This is a genomic window from Micromonospora sp. LZ34 (assembly GCF_052981855.1).
The window spans coordinates 32,449-47,391 of record NZ_JBRIQN010000016.1 but is presented as its reverse complement, the minus strand read 5'-3'; the positions used below and the strand labels follow the sequence as shown (position 1 = coordinate 47,391).

Genomic DNA, 14,943 nt, shown 5'->3' with positions numbered 1-14,943 from the left:
ACGACCCTAAGGGAGGGTTAACGTCCACCGCCGGACGGGCCGGCGGCGGATAGCCTGCCAGCTGTGGCCCGCCTGCTGCTCATCGAGGACGACCTGACGATCCGGACGCCGCTGATCCGGGCGCTGCGCGAGCGCGGGCACGCGGTGGCGGCCGCGTCGACCGCGATGACCGGCCTGCGCGACGCCCTCGACGACCGGCCCGACCTGGTCGTGCTCGACCTCGGGCTGCCCGATCTGGACGGGCGCGAGCTGCTGCGGATGCTGCGGGCGGTCAGCGCGGTGCCGGTGATCGTGGCCACCGCTCGCGACGACGAGACCGAGATCGTCCGGGTCCTGGACGCGGGCGCCGACGACTACGTGGTCAAGCCGTTCACCGCCGCCCAACTCGACGCGCGGATCCGGGCGGTGCTGCGCCGCGGCCCGGCCGGCGCCGGCCCGGACGACCCGACGCTGGTCGTCGGCGGGCTGCGGATCGACCCCCGGTCCCGCCAGGTGAGCCTGGACGGCCAACCGGTCGAGCTGACCCCGCGCGAGTTCGACCTGCTGCACCACCTGGCCGGCCGGCCGGGCGAGGTGGTTACCAAGCGGGAGCTGCTCACCGAGGTCTGGCAGATCCCGTACGGCGGCGCGGACAAGACCGTCGACGTGCACCTGTCCTGGCTGCGCCGCAAGCTGGGCGAGAGCGCGCAGCAGCCGCGGTACCTGCACACCGTGCGCGGGGTCGGGGTACGGCTGGAGTCGCCCGGGGACGCCGGGTGAGGGCGCGGCTGGCGCTGCTGGTGGCCGCGGTCAGCGTGCTCACCCTGGTCGCCTTCCTGGTGCCGCTGGCGTTGCTGGTGCGTACGGTCGCCGAGGACCGGGCCACCGTCCGGGCGACCGCGGACGTGCAGAGCCTGGTGCCGGTGGTGGGGACGGAGGATCCGGAGACGATCCGGCTGACCGTCGAGCAGCTCGCCGCCGAGTCCGGCCGCCCGGTCAGCGTCTTCCTCCCGGACGGCACCGTGCTCGGCGCCCCCGCCCCGCGTACGCCCGCGGTGGCGCTGGCCGAGCGGGGGCGCAGCCTCACCGCGGAGTCGGCGCGGGGGCGGGAGGTGGTGATCGCGGTACAGGGCCGCCCGGACGGCACCGGGGTGATCCGCACGATGGTCCCGCGCGCCGAGCTGAGCGCCGGGGTGACCCGGTCCTGGCTGGTGCTGGCCCTGCTCGGAGCGCTGCTGGTGGTGATCGGGCTGGCCGTCGCGGACCGGCTGGCGCGCACCCTGGTCCGGCCGATCAGCGAGCTCTCCGCGGTGTCGCACCGGCTGGCCAACGCCGAACTGGACGCCCGGGTGGAACCCGCGGGACCGGCCGAGCTGCGGGAGGTGGCCGGCGCTCTGAACCACCTGGCCAGGCGGATCCAGGTGTTGCTGGCGCAGGAACGCGAGCGGGTGGCGGACCTGTCGCACCGGCTGCGCACCCCGCTGACCGCGCTGCGGCTAGAGGCCGAGTCGCTGCGCGACGCGCAGGAGGCGGCCCGGGTCACCGCGGCGGTGGACGGGCTGGAACGGGCGGTCACCGGCCTGATCCGGCAGGCCCGCTGGCGGGCGCCGGCGGCGGGCGCCGCGGTCGCGGACGCGGCCGCGATCGTGGCCGAGCGGGTCGCCTTCTGGTCGGTGCTGGCCGAGGACACCGGACGGGCGGTCACCCTCGACCTGACCCCCGGGCCGCTGCCGGTCGCCGTGCCTGCCGACGAGTTGGCCGCCGCCGTGGACGCGCTGCTCGGCAACGTCTTCGCGCACACCCCGGACGGCACCGCGTTCGGCGTCCGGCTCGAGGCGGACGCGGGGCAGGTGGTGCTCGCCGTCGCCGACGAGGGTCCCGGCATCCCGGCCGGTACGGTCCGGCGGGGCGCCAGCCCGGCCGGGTCGACCGGTCTCGGGTTGGACATCGCCCGCCGGGCGGCCCAGGCCGGCGGCGGCCGGCTGGAGCTCGGCAGCACCCCCGGCGGCGGCGCCGAGGTGCTGCTCACGTTCGGCCCGCCGGTCGCCTGAACCCGGGCCGGCTGGCCTTAACCCGGCCTTAGCGTCCGGGCAGCGCGGCGCTATCCCGTTCCGCCGGATCCTCGGAAGCAACAACCGAGGAAAGGTGGACCGAGATGAAGCGCAACTCCCTGATCCTGGCGTCGCTCGGCGGCGCGGCCGTGCTCGCGGTGACCGGGGTGGCCCTCGGCGCGGCGGCGGTCGACGGCGAGCGGGCCGGGCCGAGCGCCCTGGCCGCCGCGACAACCGCGCCGAGCACCGCCGGCACCCCGGACGACAACCCCACCCCGGACGACAACGCGACCAGCGCCACGCCCGGCGGCGACCCGACCAGCGGCTCCCCGGCCGCGACCGGCGGCGCACCGGCGACCGGCGGCGACGCGGTGAACCAGCAGCGGGCCGGCGAGATCGCGCTGGCCGCGGCCGGCGGTGGCAAGATCACCGAGGTCGAGGCGGAGCAGGAGCACGGCCGTCCGGTGTGGAGCGTCGAGATCCTCGCCGGCGGGACCGAGCACGAGGTCGACGTGGACCGGGAGACCGGCGCGGTGGTCAAGGCCGAGCAGGAGCCGGTCGACGACGATGACGACGACTCCGACGACGACGACAACGACGACCGCGACGACGACTCCGGCCACGACGACGATGACGACGGTGACGACGACTGAGCCGGCACCGGCGTGGACCGGCGTGCCACCCGGCGCGGGCGGCTCCGCCCGCCCGAACGTCCCGGTGACGACCGACGATGTCTGGCCTAGGCTGAGGTATGGAGCCCGCCCACGGGGGTCGGGCGGCGGAACCGGTCTACCGCCCCGTCCTCGCCTGCCGGCGGGGTGAGCTGGAAGCGCTCGGCCACCTCGACGACGTCGCCGTTTCCCTGCTCGCCCCGATGCTGCTGGTGTCCACACCGGACGCGTACACACTGGACGCTCTCGGCCGGTTGCCCGAGGGTCTGGTGCCGGCCGTCGACGTCAGCGCCCTGCCCGACCTGCCGGAGACCGAGCTGGTCCGGTGGGGCGTACCGCTGGTGCCCGTGGTGGGGCTCGCGGACAGCGACCGGCGGCTCGCCGCGCACGGCCTGACGGCCCGGGCGTACGCCCACCGCGCGGTGGTGCGGCTGCGGGTGGCCCGGGACCGGGCCGGGCCGGACGCCACCACCGGCGCCGTGGAGCGGGTGTGGCGGTTCACCCGGCTGGTGCCCGAGCAGTGCGACCTGCTGGTGGACGCGGGCGACGTGTGCTGTCCGGCCGACGTGCGGGTGGCCGAGCCCCGGGTCCGCCGGTTGCTGGACTGGGCACGCCGGCACGCCTGGCGCTCGGTGACCGTGGCGGCCGGCGGGATGCCGCCGAGCCTGTCCCGGCTCCCCACCGACGAACCGGTCCGCCTGGAGCGCTGGGACTGGCTGCTCTGGCAGCGCTTGGCCGATCTCGGCGTCGGCTACGGCGACTACGGGGTGGTCTCCGCCGTGTCCGCGGCGGACCACCCGGCCGACCGGCTGCCCACCGTGCGCTACACGGCCGACGGTGAGTGGTGGGTCTACCGGTGGTCGCGGCGGGGCGGGCGGGGCGACGACCGGTTCGCCGACCTGTGCCGCACCCTGGTCTCGGCGCCGCACTGGCCCACCGCCGGCGCGGCCTACTCCTGGGGCGACCACGAGATCCTCCGCCGCGCCCGGCGGGTGGCCGGCGCCGGCTCGGCGACCAACTGGGCGGCCTGGAGCACCTCGCACCACCTGGCGCACGTGCTGGCCACGCTGCTACGCCCGGACGCCCGGCCGGGGCGACCCGGGGCGCCGGGCCGTCCGGCCCGGGCGCGGGGCGAGCAGACCCGCCGGGCCGGCTGACCGGGCCCGGCGGACTGCGACGGCCTACTTCTCGGTGAACCCGAACTGGATGATGCCCTCGTCGTCGACGGTGGCGTCCACCGAGGCGTCGCCGAGCAGCTCGGCCGCGTCCGGGTCGAGGAAGATCCGGGCGCCCTGGTTGTCCACCACATGGTCGCCCTGCGCCGGCTGGGCGGCCAGTTCGACGGTGAGTGAACCGGCGCCGGTGTCGGCGGCGATACGCACCCCGCCCTCGTCGGCGACGTCCTGCTGGTTGGCGAGGTCGCGGATGACCATAACGGCGTTGTCGGTCATGGTGAGCATGGCGGAACTCCTCGTGGATTTCTCGGATTCACGACGCGGGCCAGACTCGGCCCACGGACGAGCACACGTGGGAGGCGATTGCGGGGTGGTCGGTCGTCCCCGTCGCGTCGGGGCAGCTGAAGGCCCCCTTCATGACCTACGGTGCCCGCTGCCGCCGGATCCGTCAAATAGAGCGGGATCAGTTCGTGGCGACGGCCGGGGCGAGCAGGGCGCGGATGTCGCGTACCGCCGCACGCCCGGCCCGGTTGGCGCCGATCGTGCTCGCGGATGGCCCGTACCCGATCAGGTGAATCCGCTCGTCGGCCACCACCCGGGTGCCGTCCATGGTGATACCCCCGCCCGGGCCGCGTAGCCGCAGCGGGGCGAGGTGGTCCAGCGCGGCCCGGAAACCGGTGCACCAGAGGATCACGTCGGCGGCGACGAACCGGCCGTCGTCCCAGGCCACGCCGTCCGGCGTGATCCGGTCGAAGACGGGTAACCGGTCCAGCAGGCCGCGCTCGCGCAGCCGGCGCAGCTCGGGGGTGAGCGGCAGCCCGGTCACCCCGACCACGCTCGACGGCGGGCGGCCGGCGCGGACGGCCTGCTCGACCAGGGCCACCGCGGCGCGGCCGTGCTCCGGGCCGAACTCGCCGGTCCGGAAGTCCGGCGGTCGCCGGGTCACCCAGGTCGTCTCGGCGGCGACGGTGGAGACCTCGGCGAGCAGTTGCACGGCGGAGGTGCCGCCGCCGACCACCACGACCCGCCGGCCGGCGAACTCGTCGGGTCCCCGGTAGTCGGCGGTGTGCAGTTGGCGCCCGCGGAACAGCGACCGGCCCGGGTAGTGCGGCCAGAACGGCCGGGTCCAGGTGCCGGTGGCGTTGATCAGGGCCCGGCTGGACCACCGGCCGCGGTCGGTCGCGACGTCGAGCCGGCCGTCGGGGCGGGAGGTGACCGCGCGGACGCGGACCGGCCGGCGCACCGGCAGGCCGAACTCCCGCTCGTACGCGGCGAAGTAGCCGCTGACCACCTCGGCCGCCGGGCGGTCGGGGTCGGCCGTCGGGAAGGGCATGCCGGGCAGCTCGTGGAAGCCGTGCACCCGGTCCAGCCGCAGGGTCGGCCAGCGGTGCCGCCACGCCCCGCCCGGGCCGTCGTCGCCGTCGAGGATGACGAAGCCCGTACCGGGGGTGAAACCGGTGCGGCGCAGGTGGTAGCCGGCGGAGAGGCCGGCCTGGCCGGCCCCGATCACCAGCACGTCGACGTCGCGGTCGTCCATGTGCCGTGCAACAACGCCGGCCGCCGCCGGCTGCCCGCCCGGGAGCGTCTCTCCGCTCACACCGCGCCCGCCGCCCGGCCGGATCGGTGGGCGGTGGAACCGGTCCGCCGCCACTGGGGTCTGATCGAGCGGGATCGAGGCGTGGAGGCGGGATGGGCGGGCGGGGCGGGTGGCGGGCACAGTTCCCGGCGGTGGCGCTGGGGCTGCTGCTGCTGACCGGGTGCGAGGGCGTGGGCGTGGCCGACGCGCCGGACGAGGGCCGGGCGTCGTACCAGGCGTGGGGGCTCAACGAGGCGTCCAGCGACCTCGACGGCGAGGACCGGACGGTGGTGCTCAACGGCGACCTGGAGCGGGACAGCGGCGCGTTCTTCACCGTCGACGGGCGGTGGGACGCCGAGGGGTTCGTGCTCGACGACTCCTCCGCCGAGCAGGTACGTGCCCTGGCCGGGCGGCTGCCGGAGCGGACCGGCGACCCGGCGTGCCGCCGGCTGGTGCTGGTGCGCGACGGCCTGGTCGAACGGGCCGTCGCCGTCCTCGCCCCGGACGACCAGCCGCCGGACGGGCCGGTGACCGCCCGCCGGCTGGACGGGTGACCGGGCCCCGGACGTGCCGGCGGCCGCCCGGCCCCGGCCCCGGCCCCGGCGGCAATTTCTTTCGGCTTGGGCACTTCTCTGGCAGATATCTCCATGACAGCATCGACGCATGCATCGACGTCGCTTCCCCCGGGCGCTCGCGCTGGTCGCGCTGGTCGCCGCCGCGGCCACCGCCGGCGCGCCCGCCGCCACCGCCGAATCGCCGACGCCCGCGGCGACCCGCCTGAACGCCACCATCGACGCGATCCTCGCCGACTCCCGGCTCGCCGGGGCCCAGGCCTCGGTGGTGGTGGTCGACGCCGCCAGCGGGGAGACCGTCTACAACCGCAACGGCGACCGCCGGCTGATACCCGCGTCCAACACCAAGCTGCTCACCTCGGCCGCCGCGCTGGAACTGCTCGGCCCCGGGCACCGGTTCCACACCGATGTGCTGGCCACCGGCACCCGCCGGGCCGGGATGCTCTCCGGCAACCTGCACCTGCGCGGCGGCGGCGACCCGACCCTGCTCGCCGCCGACTACGACGCGCTCGCCGCCCAGGTGGCCGCGGCCGGCGTCCGGCTGGTCACCGGGGACCTGGTGGCCGACGACACCCGCTACGACCGCACCCGGCTGGGGCCGGACTGGACCTGGGACGACGAGCCGTACTACTACGCCGCGCAGGTGTCCGCGCTGACCGTGGCACCGGACACCGACTACGACGCCGGCACGGTGATCGTGCACGCGGCGCCGGGTGCGGCCGCCGGCGACCGGCCGGTGCTGACCACGACGCCGCCGACCGGGTACCTCCGGTTCGACAACCGGGCCGAGACGGTGGCCGGCGGCGAGACGTCGATCTCCTTCGAGCGGGAGCACGGCAGCAACACCGTCGTGGTCACCGGCCAGATCGCCGTCGGCGACGAGCCGGCGAGCGACTGGGTGACGGTCTGGGAGCCCACCGGGTACGCCGCCGACGTCTTCCGCGCGGCGCTGCGCAAGCACGGCGTACGGGTGCTCGGCCGGTCCGTCCTGGGCCAGCCCACCCCGGCGACGGCGACCGCCGTGGCCCGGCACGAGTCGATGACCCTGGCCGAGCTGATGGTGCCGTTCCTCAAGCTCTCCAACAACGGCCATGCCGAGGTGCTGGCCAAGGAGATCGGCCGGGTACGCGCCGGCTCGGGCACCTGGTCGGCCGGGCTCAGCGAGATCAACCGGTACCTCGCCGGCGCCGGGATGGACACCGGCACGCTGCGCCAGCGGGACGGCTCCGGGCTGTCCCGGCGCAACCTGGTGCCCGCGGACGAGTTCGTGGACCTGCTCGCCGCGGTCCGCGCCGAACCCTGGTTCGACGCCTGGTACGCGGCCCTGCCGATCGCCGGCGAGCCGGAGCGCTTCGTCGGCGGGACGCTGCGCAGCCGGATGCGGGGCACCCCGGCGGCCGGCAACGTGCACGCCAAGACCGGCAGCCTGACCGGGGTCTCCGGCCTCTCCGGCTACGTCACCGACGCCGACGGCCGGGTGCTGGCGTTCTCGATCCTGCTCAACAACTACCTCGCCTCGTCGGTGAAGCCGCTGGAGGACCAGATCGCGATCGCGCTGGCCTCGTACCGGGAGCAGAGCGTGAGCGCGGCGCGGGTGGCGCCACCGGCGGCCCCCGAGGCGCCCGCGGCGCCGGAGGACCGGGAGTGCTCCTGGGTCAAGCCGATCGCCTGCTGACACCGGGTGCGGGCCCCCGCTCCGGGGGCCCGCACCGGTCAGGCGCCGGGCCGGCGCGGCGGCGGCACCGCGGCGGCCGGGTCGCCCCGCTCGATCAGCGCGGCGATGTCGGCGGCGCGCAGGCCGCGCAGCGCCAGCACCCGGGTCCCCCACCGGTGCAGCCGGCACGGATGCGGGCTGGCGTCGTTGCGGCACACCGTGCCGCCGGACCAGCGCCGGGGCCCGTGCACCACCACCGCCCGCACCGCGAACTGGGCGTCCTCGACGGTCACGTACGGCGGCAGCGGGATCTCCCGGAGCACCTCCCCGACCGGCTCCCGCACGGCGGCTGGTCGGACGGTACGGGTGGTGCTGCTCATCGGCGGACCCTCCATACAGGATCGTCGGACTGGACAGCAGAAAGTTACGACGCCACCGACCCGGCGCGACGGACAAACTGTCCCGGCCGACGGTGGCTCACCGCCCGCAGGCCGGACAGGCGCGGCGGGTGCGCCGGTGGTAGTCGACGGCGGCCACCCCGAGGCCCCAGCCCCACAGCCAGTACGCCGACTCGGCCACCCAGAAGAAGGCCAGCGGATAGCGGCCGTCGCCCGGGTCGAAGGTGCCGGTGACCGTCTCCGCGGCGAGCTGGGCGAGACCGACGCCGAAGTAGCAGACCAGGCCGACGGCGAAGACGGCCGCCGGGACGAGTGGCAGCAGGCGCGGCACCCGCCGGCCGGCCAGCAGCGGCACCCAGCGCGGCCAGACCTGCCCCCAGCCGTGCACCAGGGCCAGCGGCAGCAGCACCCCGGCGAGCAGGAAGCCGACCTCGAAGGCGACCATCGACGCGCCCTGGCTCAGCGGCACGTCGTCGAAGCCGACCCACACCTGGGCGGCCAGCCGCACCAGGCAGCCGACGACCGCCGCCCAGGCCGCCACCCGGGCCCAGCCGGGCACCGCGGGCTGCCCGGCCCGCGGCCGGCCGGTGCGCCCGCACCGCCGGCAGTCCCCGCGCCGGTGACGCCAGTGGTCGATCAACGCCGCGGCGAGCAGCCCCGCCCCGGCCAGGCAGCCGAGCCGGCTCGCGAAGGCGCCCGGGTGGAACGCCTCGCCCGGGTCGAGGATGAGGAGCCCGACCAGGTCGAGCAGGAGCAGGGCGCAGGAGAGCAGCAGCGCCGCGCAGACCGCCCAGCCCGCCGCAGCCAGCGCGGGACGCCAGGTCCGGGCACGGGCCAGCACCGCGCCGACCAGCCCCGCGGCGGCGCAGAGTGCCACCGCCCGCCACCCGGTGAACACGACGAGGTCGGTGTCCAGCGGCGGGAACACGGGGGCGCCGGCGAGCGCCCACCACAGTCGTACGGCGCCGTAGACCACGGCCCAGCCGAGCACGGCGTACGGCAGGATCGGGCGACGGGTCACGGCGGGCGCGGCCGGCGGCGGCAGGGTGCGGGTCACGAACCCACCCTGCCCGCCCGCCGGCCGGCACCCCTCCCGCTCCGGGGTGGGCCGCCTCCCCCACCCGGGGGGATCGGGTGGCTCAGCCGGTGGCCCGGGCCCGCAGCCGGGCGGCCGTGCGGGCGGGGTCGTAGTCGGCCGGTACCCCGTCGACGATGAGGGTCGCGCCGTCGATGTGCCGGGTACGCAGCGGCAGGATCTCCCGGTAGGCGGGCGAGTCGTACCAGGCGCGGGCACGGTCCAGGTCGGGGAACTCGACGATGACCACGGTGCCGGGCCACTCGCCCTCCTTGACCTCCACCTCGGCGCCGTGCACCCGGAACCGGCCGCCGAACGGGTCGAGGGTGGCCTGGATCCGCTCGATGTACGTGAAGACGTCCTCGTTGAGCTGCGGGGTCCGCAGGTGGGCGAGCGCGAACGCGGGCATGGTTGTCCTCCCCCTCGTGACGGCGGCCGGCGGCGCGCCGGTCGCTGTGGGGAGTCTGCGGCCGCCCGGGTCGCGCTGTCGATGACCTCCGGGGTAATGGCCGGCCGGTGTGCGGCCCGCGACGGGGAGGGAACCGCTGGTCAGCGCAGCGCGAACGCCTGGAGGCTCACGCTGCCGCACTCCCCGGTGAACACCTCCTCGGCCACCCAGTTCAGCACCAGCCGGGCGCCCTTCGGGGCCTGGAACCGGATGGTGAACTCGGCGGACCGCAGGGTGTGCGGATCCTCCACCCGCAGCGTCCGGCTCAGCTCGCCGGTGGAGAGCCGGACCTCGAGCCGGCCCCGGGCCATCCAGACCCCGGCGTACAGGCGCACCGTGCGCGCCTCGCCGCTCGCCGCGACGGCCAGCGCGAAGCCGCTGCCGGCACCGCAGGTGTATACGCCGGTGGGCGTGCCGTCGGCTGAGCGGACCGGCGCGCCGTCGCGCCAGCTGACCGTCTCCTGGTTGGCGTCCCAGCCGCCCCGGACACCGCGGCCGCCGGCGTCGACCAGTTCGCCCGAGCCGTCGCGCTTGCGGACCGTCGAGTCACCGCCGCGCAGTCCCCAGTGGATCCAGTCGCGCGCGCCCGCCGCGGTCAGGTCCACCCGCGCGGGCACGTCGCGCTGCTCGACGCTGAGCGTGGGACGGACCGGCGGCCCGGGCGTCGCGGCGGCGGACGGAGTCGGGCTCGGCGGGCGTTGGCGGGGCTGCAAACCCGGCGAGGCCGGACCGGTGGCCGGATAGCGCACCTCGGCGCCGGGGAACGCGCTGGGCCCGCCGACACCGGCCGGCACGCCGTCCGGGCGGGCCGTCTCCCCGCCCTGTTCCGGCCCCGGCTCGGCGGCGAGGTACGACACCAGTGCGACCAGGCAGGCGAGCACCGTGAACCCCTCGAGCACCCAGCGGCGGCGCTGCCGGAACCGGGCCAGCCAGCGCAGCGCCTCGCCGGCGCGGGCCGGCAACGGCATCGTCGAGCGGTGCCGCGCCGGTGTGCCGGCCGCGCGGTGGCCGGTTGCCCGGCCGGTCTTACCGGCCCCTGCTCGGGTGAGGTCTTCCTCCGCCACCGACCCTCCACTCCCCACCGGCCCGGCCCCGGCGGCACACGCCGCCGACGATGAGCCGTACCACGTTCGCACCGGCGCGACCTTTCCGCCACTTGTGGACGGTCGCGTGCCGTTACCGGACGGTAGCGGACGTTATCCGAGTGGGGAATCCCGGTCCTCAGCGTCGCTCGCGCCGCCGCAGCCCGCGGCCCGGATGCCAGCTCTCGATGAGCAGGTGGTCCGCCGGGTCGCCCACCCGGGTCAGCACCACCTCGGTCAACTCGATCCGAAACCGGTGCGAGCCGTCCTCGCCCGGCGGTTCCTCGTGCGCCAGCCCGGCGATCTTCGCGTCGCCGCCCCAGGCCCGCGGATCGTCCTCGGGAACGTCCTCGGTCGGGCAGTGCAGCGCCACCCGCGGGTCACGCCGCAGGTCGAGGGCCTTGAGCGCGCCGGCCATGCTGCCCAGCCGCAGCTGATCGGGGCCGAAGTCGAACTCGGTGCCGCTGATCCGCGGCGAGCCGTCGCGGCGCAGCGTCGCCATCGTGCCGTGCTTGCGCACCGTGAAGCGGGCACGCACCCGCTCGGCGAACTCGGGTTGCTCATCGACGAGGTCGGACCACCATGCCATGCCACTCAGCCTGGCAGGGAAACCTGACAGCCGGCGGCGCCTTTTCAGCGGATCTCGAACCCGAGCGCCTGGGCGATCACCACCGCCTGCGCGGCGTCGACGATCGCCCCGGCCCGCTCCACCACCGTCGGGTCGAGCGCGGTCAGGTCGCTGCCCCGCAGGTCGGCGCCGGCCAACCGGGAGCTGTGCAGCTGCGCGGCGGACAGGTCGACGCCGGTGACCGTGGCGCCGGTCAGGTTGGCGCCGGTGAGGTCGACCTCGCGCATCCGGACGTCGGTGATCCGGACCCCGCGCAGGTCGGCGCCGGGCAGCGCGACGAACGACCAGTCGCCGCCGGCGATCGTCAGCGGCCGCAGGTCGCACTGGGCGAAGCTGCTGCCGACCAGCTTGCAGCCGGTGAACTCGGCCTCGAAGAGGTTGCACCGCTGGAAGGAGCAGCGGGTGAAGGCCGAGTCGGTGTGCCGGGAGGCGTTGAACCTCACGTTGCCGAAGGTGCACCCGTCGAAGACCGCGCCCCGGCTGACCGCCTCGGTGAGGTCGACGTGGTGGAACGTGCAGCGGACGAAGTGCCGGTCCACCAGTTCCTCGCCGTACCAGTCCTCGTTGCGGAAGGTCGCGTCCTCGGTCAGCTCGGGCATCCGGCCACGCTACCGGTGGGCGCCGACAGGTGTGGCCGCCAGCCCTTCCGGCCGGGGGTACCGCCGAGTAGGTTCGGCGGCGTGAGTGTGGCACGCAGCATCGACCCGGACCAGATCGGCTTCGACCCCGCGCGGCTGGCGCGGATCGACGAGCACTTCGGCAGGTACGTCGACGCCGGTCGGCTGGCCGGCTGGCAGGTGGTGGTCACCCGCCGCGGCGAGGTCGCGCACGCCTCGACGTACGGGCTGCGGGACGTCGAGGCCGGCCGGCCGGTGGAGCCGGACACGCTGTGGCGGATCTACTCGATGACCAAGCCGGTCACCTCGGTCGCGGCGATGATGCTCTGGGAGGAGGGCCGGTTCGAGCTGACCGACGAGATCAGCCGCTGGCTGCCCGAGTTCGCCGACCTGCGGGTCTACTCGAAGGGTTCGACGCTCAAGCCGTACACGGTGCCGGCGATCGAGCCGATCCGGGTCTGGCACCTGCTCACCCACACCGCCGGCCTGACGTACGGCTTCATGCAGACCTCGGTGGTCGACGGCCTCTACCGGGCCGCCGGCTACGACCTGTACCCGCCGGCGGACGTCGACCTGGCCACGGCCTGCCGGGCCTTCGCCGAGCTGCCGCTGCTGTTCCAGCCCGGCACGGCGTGGGGCTACTCGGTCGCCACCGACGTGCTCGGCCGGCTGGTCGAGGTGGTCTCCGGGCAGAGCCTGGACGCGTTCTTCGCCGACCGGATCTTCCGCCCGCTCGGCATGACCGACACCCACTGGTGGGTCGACGGCGACGCCGCCGACCGGCTCGCCGCGCTCTACGCGCCCGACCCGCGCTCCGGCCGGGCGTTCCGCTACGACAAGCTGGGCGCCCTGGCGTACGAGAAGCCGTCCTTCCGCTCCGGCGGGGGCGGCCTGGTCGCCAGCGCCGCCGACTACCACCGGTTCACCCAGATGCTGCTGCGCGGCGGGGAACTGGACGGGGCACGCCTGCTCGGGCCCCGCACGGTGCGCTTCATGACCCGCAACCACCTGCCCGGCGGGCAGGACCTGGGCGCCCTGTCCACCGGCGGCTTCGCCGAGACCACCCTCGACGGGATCGGCTTCGGGCTCGGCTTCGCCGTGGTGGAGGACCCGATCCCGAGCCGGGTGCCGAGCAGCGTCGGCGAGTACTACTGGGGCGGCGTGGCGAGCACGGCGTTCTGGGTGGACCCGGTCGAGGAGATCACCGCGCTGCTCTTCACCCAGCTGCTGCCGTCGAGCACGTATCCGCTGCGCCCGCAGCTGCGCCAACTGGTCTACTCCGCCCTGGTCGACTGAGCGGTCACCGCGGCCGGCAGTCCTCGATGTCGTCGGGCGAGGTGAAGCAGTCGGTGTGCGCGCCCGCGGTGCCGGTGACCCGGAAGGGGCGTCCGGCGTCGTCGATGGTGACGGTGCCGGTGCGCCCCTGCGACGCCCAGTCCAGCTCGACCTTCCATTCGCAGTCGCACCGCTCGGTGTGGCCGACGACGAGGAACGTCTCGGCGTCGGTCAGGGACACCCGGTAAGGGAAGCGGATCTCCCTCCGCTCGTGTGCGGGGACGCCGCCCTCGCCGTCGGTGAAGATGCCGGCGCTGAGCGCCGGCGGATCCTCGTCCAGGTCCGCGTCCACCCACCGGTAGGCGCTCGGCCCGCCGCCGCCCGGCACGGCGAACACGCCGCGCACGGCGGGGCGGCGCGTCTCCACCCGTACCCGCAGGTCGGTGAGGGTCACCTGGGCCTCGCTGACGCCCTGAACGGTGAAGGAGACGCCGACCCGGGAGGCCGGCACGGCATGGGCCTCCCGGGCCCACGGCGACCAGTCGTCGCGCCAGCCCGGCCGGGCGGGGATCTCCGCCAACGGCGCGTCGACCACCCAGCCGGCCGTCTCGTCGTGCTCGGTCCGGACCGCGACCGTGAAGGGCAGCCGGTCCGGATCCGGGGGCGGGGGCGGATTGTCCGGGAGCAGGCCCCAGGCGAGCAGCCAGGCGGTCACCGCCGTGGTGACAACGGCCGCCAGGACCCCGGCGAGCCACCGCCCTGCGGGCGGGCCGGCCGGCTTCAGTCGGCGCAGCCAGGCCCGCGCCCGATCCCGCCAGCGCGGCCTCGGCTCGTCCTCCGGCGCCGGACCGGCCGGCTCGGAGCCGTCGGTGGCCGCGTCCCGCACCCCCGTCATGGCACCTCCCCGGTCGCCGGTCCGTACCAGTTCATCGGAGTGCCGACGCCGACACAAGGGGCCGCCGCCGGTGGGGTGGGGATCCCGGTCCGCCAGCGCGCGGCGGCACCGGTCAATAGCCTGGAGAGGGCTACGTCAGCGGGGGCTACGTCCGCGGAGGCCAGGTCCGCCGGGCCGGACGGGGACGCGGGGCGGGAGGCGGTCGTGAGCAACATCGTCGTGTTCGGGGCGGGTGGCACCGCGGGTTCGCGGGTCACCGCCGAGGCGGTCAACCGGGGGCACCGGGTCGTCGCGGCGGTGCGGCGTCCGGAGGCCACCTCGTACCTGCCGGCCGGGGCGCACGTGGTGACCGGCGACGCCACCAGCGAGCGCAGTGTGCGGGAACTGGCGCCGGAGACGGACGCCATGGTGGTGGCGATCGGCGGCGGCGAGCACGGGCTCTGGCTCGCCGCGGCGCGGAACCTGGTCACCACGCTGCGCGGGATGCCGGACGCGCCCCGGATCATCCACCTGGGCGGCGGGTCCACCCTGCTCACCCCGCAGGGGAACCGCTACCTCGACGAGCCGGACTTCCCGGAGGAGTACCGGCCCTCGGCGCTGGGCCAGGCCGAGGCCCTGGACTACTACCGCTCCTCGGCCGACGGGGTGCGCTGGACGTACGTGTCACCGCCGCCGTTGGAGTTCCATCCGGGCGAGCGCACCGGGCACTACCGCACCGGCGGCGAGCAGCCGGTCACCGACGACCAGGGCCGCTCGGTGCTCAGCTACGAGGACCTGGCGGTGGCGATCGTGGACGAGATCGAGAACCCGCGGCACGAGAACGCCCGCTTCACCGCCGCGTACTGAC

At 75.7% G+C, this 14,943-nt stretch carries 17 protein-coding genes; 8 read left to right on the top strand and 9 right to left on the bottom strand.

Annotated elements, in window-relative coordinates:
* Nucleotides 1-63: 63 nt before the first annotated feature.
* The 4 genes from ACVCAH_RS18490 (at nt 64) to ACVCAH_RS18475 (ending at nt 3,858) form a co-directional block, all read left to right on the top strand.
* The gene (locus ACVCAH_RS18490; RefSeq protein ID WP_447137403.1) at nt 64-759 is read left to right on the top strand and encodes a response regulator transcription factor; all 696 of its coding nucleotides are present in this window, start codon (nt 64-66) and stop codon (nt 757-759) included.
* On the top strand, nt 756-2,030 hold the full coding sequence (locus tag ACVCAH_RS18485; RefSeq protein WP_447137402.1) for a sensor histidine kinase: 1,275 nt from the start codon (nt 756-758) through the stop codon (nt 2,028-2,030). The genes ACVCAH_RS18490 and ACVCAH_RS18485 overlap by 4 nt, the downstream gene beginning before the upstream one ends.
* A 104-nt stretch (nt 2,031-2,134) precedes the next feature.
* Complete coding sequence (locus ACVCAH_RS18480; protein WP_447137401.1) at nt 2,135-2,683, top strand: PepSY domain-containing protein; 549 nt, start codon at nt 2,135-2,137, stop codon at nt 2,681-2,683.
* 98 nt (nt 2,684-2,781) lie between these two features.
* Nucleotides 2,782-3,858: a beta family protein gene (locus ACVCAH_RS18475; RefSeq protein WP_447137400.1), complete on the top strand. Its 1,077-nt coding sequence runs from the start codon at nt 2,782-2,784 to the stop codon at nt 3,856-3,858.
* Between the two features lie 24 nt (nt 3,859-3,882).
* Here the strand turns inward: ACVCAH_RS18475 and ACVCAH_RS18470 are convergent, their stop codons facing one another.
* Together ACVCAH_RS18470 and ACVCAH_RS18465 are read right to left on the bottom strand one after the other, a co-directional pair.
* Nucleotides 3,883-4,161 (bottom strand): adhesin, encoded by a 279-nt coding sequence (locus tag ACVCAH_RS18470; protein ID WP_447137399.1) that lies wholly within the window; start codon nt 4,159-4,161, stop codon nt 3,883-3,885.
* Between the two features lie 178 nt (nt 4,162-4,339).
* Nucleotides 4,340-5,413, bottom strand: coding sequence for an NAD(P)-binding domain-containing protein (locus tag ACVCAH_RS18465; protein ID WP_447137398.1), 1,074 nt, complete (start codon nt 5,411-5,413; stop codon nt 4,340-4,342).
* Between the two features lie 152 nt (nt 5,414-5,565).
* Here ACVCAH_RS18465 and ACVCAH_RS18460 point away from each other — a divergent pair, with 152 nt between their 5' ends.
* Entirely contained in the window at nt 5,566-6,006 is a 441-nt protein-coding gene (locus ACVCAH_RS18460; RefSeq protein ID WP_447137397.1) for a hypothetical protein, read from the top strand.
* A gap of 109 nt (nt 6,007-6,115) precedes the next feature.
* Entirely contained in the window at nt 6,116-7,699 is a 1,584-nt protein-coding gene (gene dacB, locus ACVCAH_RS18455) for a D-alanyl-D-alanine carboxypeptidase/D-alanyl-D-alanine endopeptidase (RefSeq protein WP_447137396.1), read from the top strand.
* A gap of 38 nt (nt 7,700-7,737) precedes the next feature.
* Here dacB and ACVCAH_RS18450 read toward each other — a convergent pair whose 3' ends face one another.
* The 6 genes from ACVCAH_RS18450 to ACVCAH_RS18425 form a co-directional block, all read right to left on the bottom strand.
* Nucleotides 7,738-8,058, bottom strand: a complete 321-nt coding sequence (locus ACVCAH_RS18450; protein ID WP_447137395.1) for a hypothetical protein — start codon at nt 8,056-8,058, stop codon at nt 7,738-7,740.
* 97 nt (nt 8,059-8,155) lie between these two features.
* Nucleotides 8,156-9,133, bottom strand: a complete 978-nt coding sequence (locus tag ACVCAH_RS18445; RefSeq protein WP_447137394.1) for a hypothetical protein — start codon at nt 9,131-9,133, stop codon at nt 8,156-8,158.
* 82 nt (nt 9,134-9,215) lie between these two features.
* Nucleotides 9,216-9,560 carry a DUF1330 domain-containing protein gene (locus ACVCAH_RS18440; RefSeq protein WP_447137393.1) on the bottom strand — a complete coding sequence of 115 codons (345 nt, stop codon included), beginning with the start codon at nt 9,558-9,560 and terminating at the stop codon, nt 9,216-9,218.
* Between the two features lie 140 nt (nt 9,561-9,700).
* On the bottom strand, nt 9,701-10,663 hold the full coding sequence (locus tag ACVCAH_RS18435; protein WP_447137392.1) for a hypothetical protein: 963 nt from the start codon (nt 10,661-10,663) through the stop codon (nt 9,701-9,703).
* Nucleotides 10,664-10,820: 157 nt separating this feature from the next.
* Nucleotides 10,821-11,270, bottom strand: coding sequence for a pyridoxamine 5'-phosphate oxidase family protein (locus ACVCAH_RS18430; protein WP_447137391.1), 450 nt, complete (start codon nt 11,268-11,270; stop codon nt 10,821-10,823).
* A gap of 44 nt (nt 11,271-11,314) precedes the next feature.
* Nucleotides 11,315-11,908: a pentapeptide repeat-containing protein gene (locus ACVCAH_RS18425; RefSeq protein ID WP_447137390.1), complete on the bottom strand. Its 594-nt coding sequence runs from the start codon at nt 11,906-11,908 to the stop codon at nt 11,315-11,317.
* An 81-nt stretch (nt 11,909-11,989) separates the two neighbouring features.
* Between ACVCAH_RS18425 and ACVCAH_RS18420 the strand changes: the two genes are divergently transcribed.
* Complete coding sequence (locus tag ACVCAH_RS18420; RefSeq protein WP_447137389.1) at nt 11,990-13,222, top strand: serine hydrolase domain-containing protein; 1,233 nt, start codon at nt 11,990-11,992, stop codon at nt 13,220-13,222.
* Between the two features lie 4 nt (nt 13,223-13,226).
* Here ACVCAH_RS18420 and ACVCAH_RS18415 read toward each other — a convergent pair whose 3' ends face one another.
* The gene (locus ACVCAH_RS18415) at nt 13,227-14,096 is read right to left on the bottom strand and encodes a hypothetical protein (protein ID WP_447137388.1); all 870 of its coding nucleotides are present in this window, start codon (nt 14,094-14,096) and stop codon (nt 13,227-13,229) included.
* Nucleotides 14,097-14,300: 204 nt separating this feature from the next.
* On the opposite strand from ACVCAH_RS18415, the gene ACVCAH_RS18410 reads away from it, so the two are divergent.
* Entirely contained in the window at nt 14,301-14,942 is a 642-nt protein-coding gene (locus ACVCAH_RS18410) for an NAD(P)-dependent oxidoreductase (protein WP_447137387.1), read from the top strand.
* Nucleotide 14,943 lies beyond the last annotated feature (1 nt).

Coding starts and splice junctions, on each gene's coding strand:
- ACVCAH_RS18480 (WP_447137401.1), top strand. CDS start 2,135: ATGAAGCGCAACTCCCTGATCCTGGCGTCGCTCGGCGGCGCGGCCGTG.
- ACVCAH_RS18475 (WP_447137400.1), top strand. CDS start 2,782: ATGGAGCCCGCCCACGGGGGTCGGGCGGCGGAACCGGTCTACCGCCCC.
- ACVCAH_RS18470 (WP_447137399.1), bottom strand. CDS start 4,161: ATGCTCACCATGACCGACAACGCCGTTATGGTCATCCGCGACCTCGCC.
- ACVCAH_RS18465 (WP_447137398.1), bottom strand. CDS start 5,413: ATGGACGACCGCGACGTCGACGTGCTGGTGATCGGGGCCGGCCAGGCC.
- ACVCAH_RS18460 (WP_447137397.1), top strand. CDS start 5,566: ATGGGCGGGCGGGGCGGGTGGCGGGCACAGTTCCCGGCGGTGGCGCTG.
- dacB (WP_447137396.1), top strand. CDS start 6,116: ATGCATCGACGTCGCTTCCCCCGGGCGCTCGCGCTGGTCGCGCTGGTC.
- ACVCAH_RS18450 (WP_447137395.1), bottom strand. CDS start 8,058: ATGAGCAGCACCACCCGTACCGTCCGACCAGCCGCCGTGCGGGAGCCG.
- ACVCAH_RS18440 (WP_447137393.1), bottom strand. CDS start 9,560: ATGCCCGCGTTCGCGCTCGCCCACCTGCGGACCCCGCAGCTCAACGAG.
- ACVCAH_RS18430 (WP_447137391.1), bottom strand. CDS start 11,270: ATGGCATGGTGGTCCGACCTCGTCGATGAGCAACCCGAGTTCGCCGAG.
- ACVCAH_RS18425 (WP_447137390.1), bottom strand. CDS start 11,908: ATGCCCGAGCTGACCGAGGACGCGACCTTCCGCAACGAGGACTGGTAC.
- ACVCAH_RS18415 (WP_447137388.1), bottom strand. CDS start 14,096: ATGACGGGGGTGCGGGACGCGGCCACCGACGGCTCCGAGCCGGCCGGT.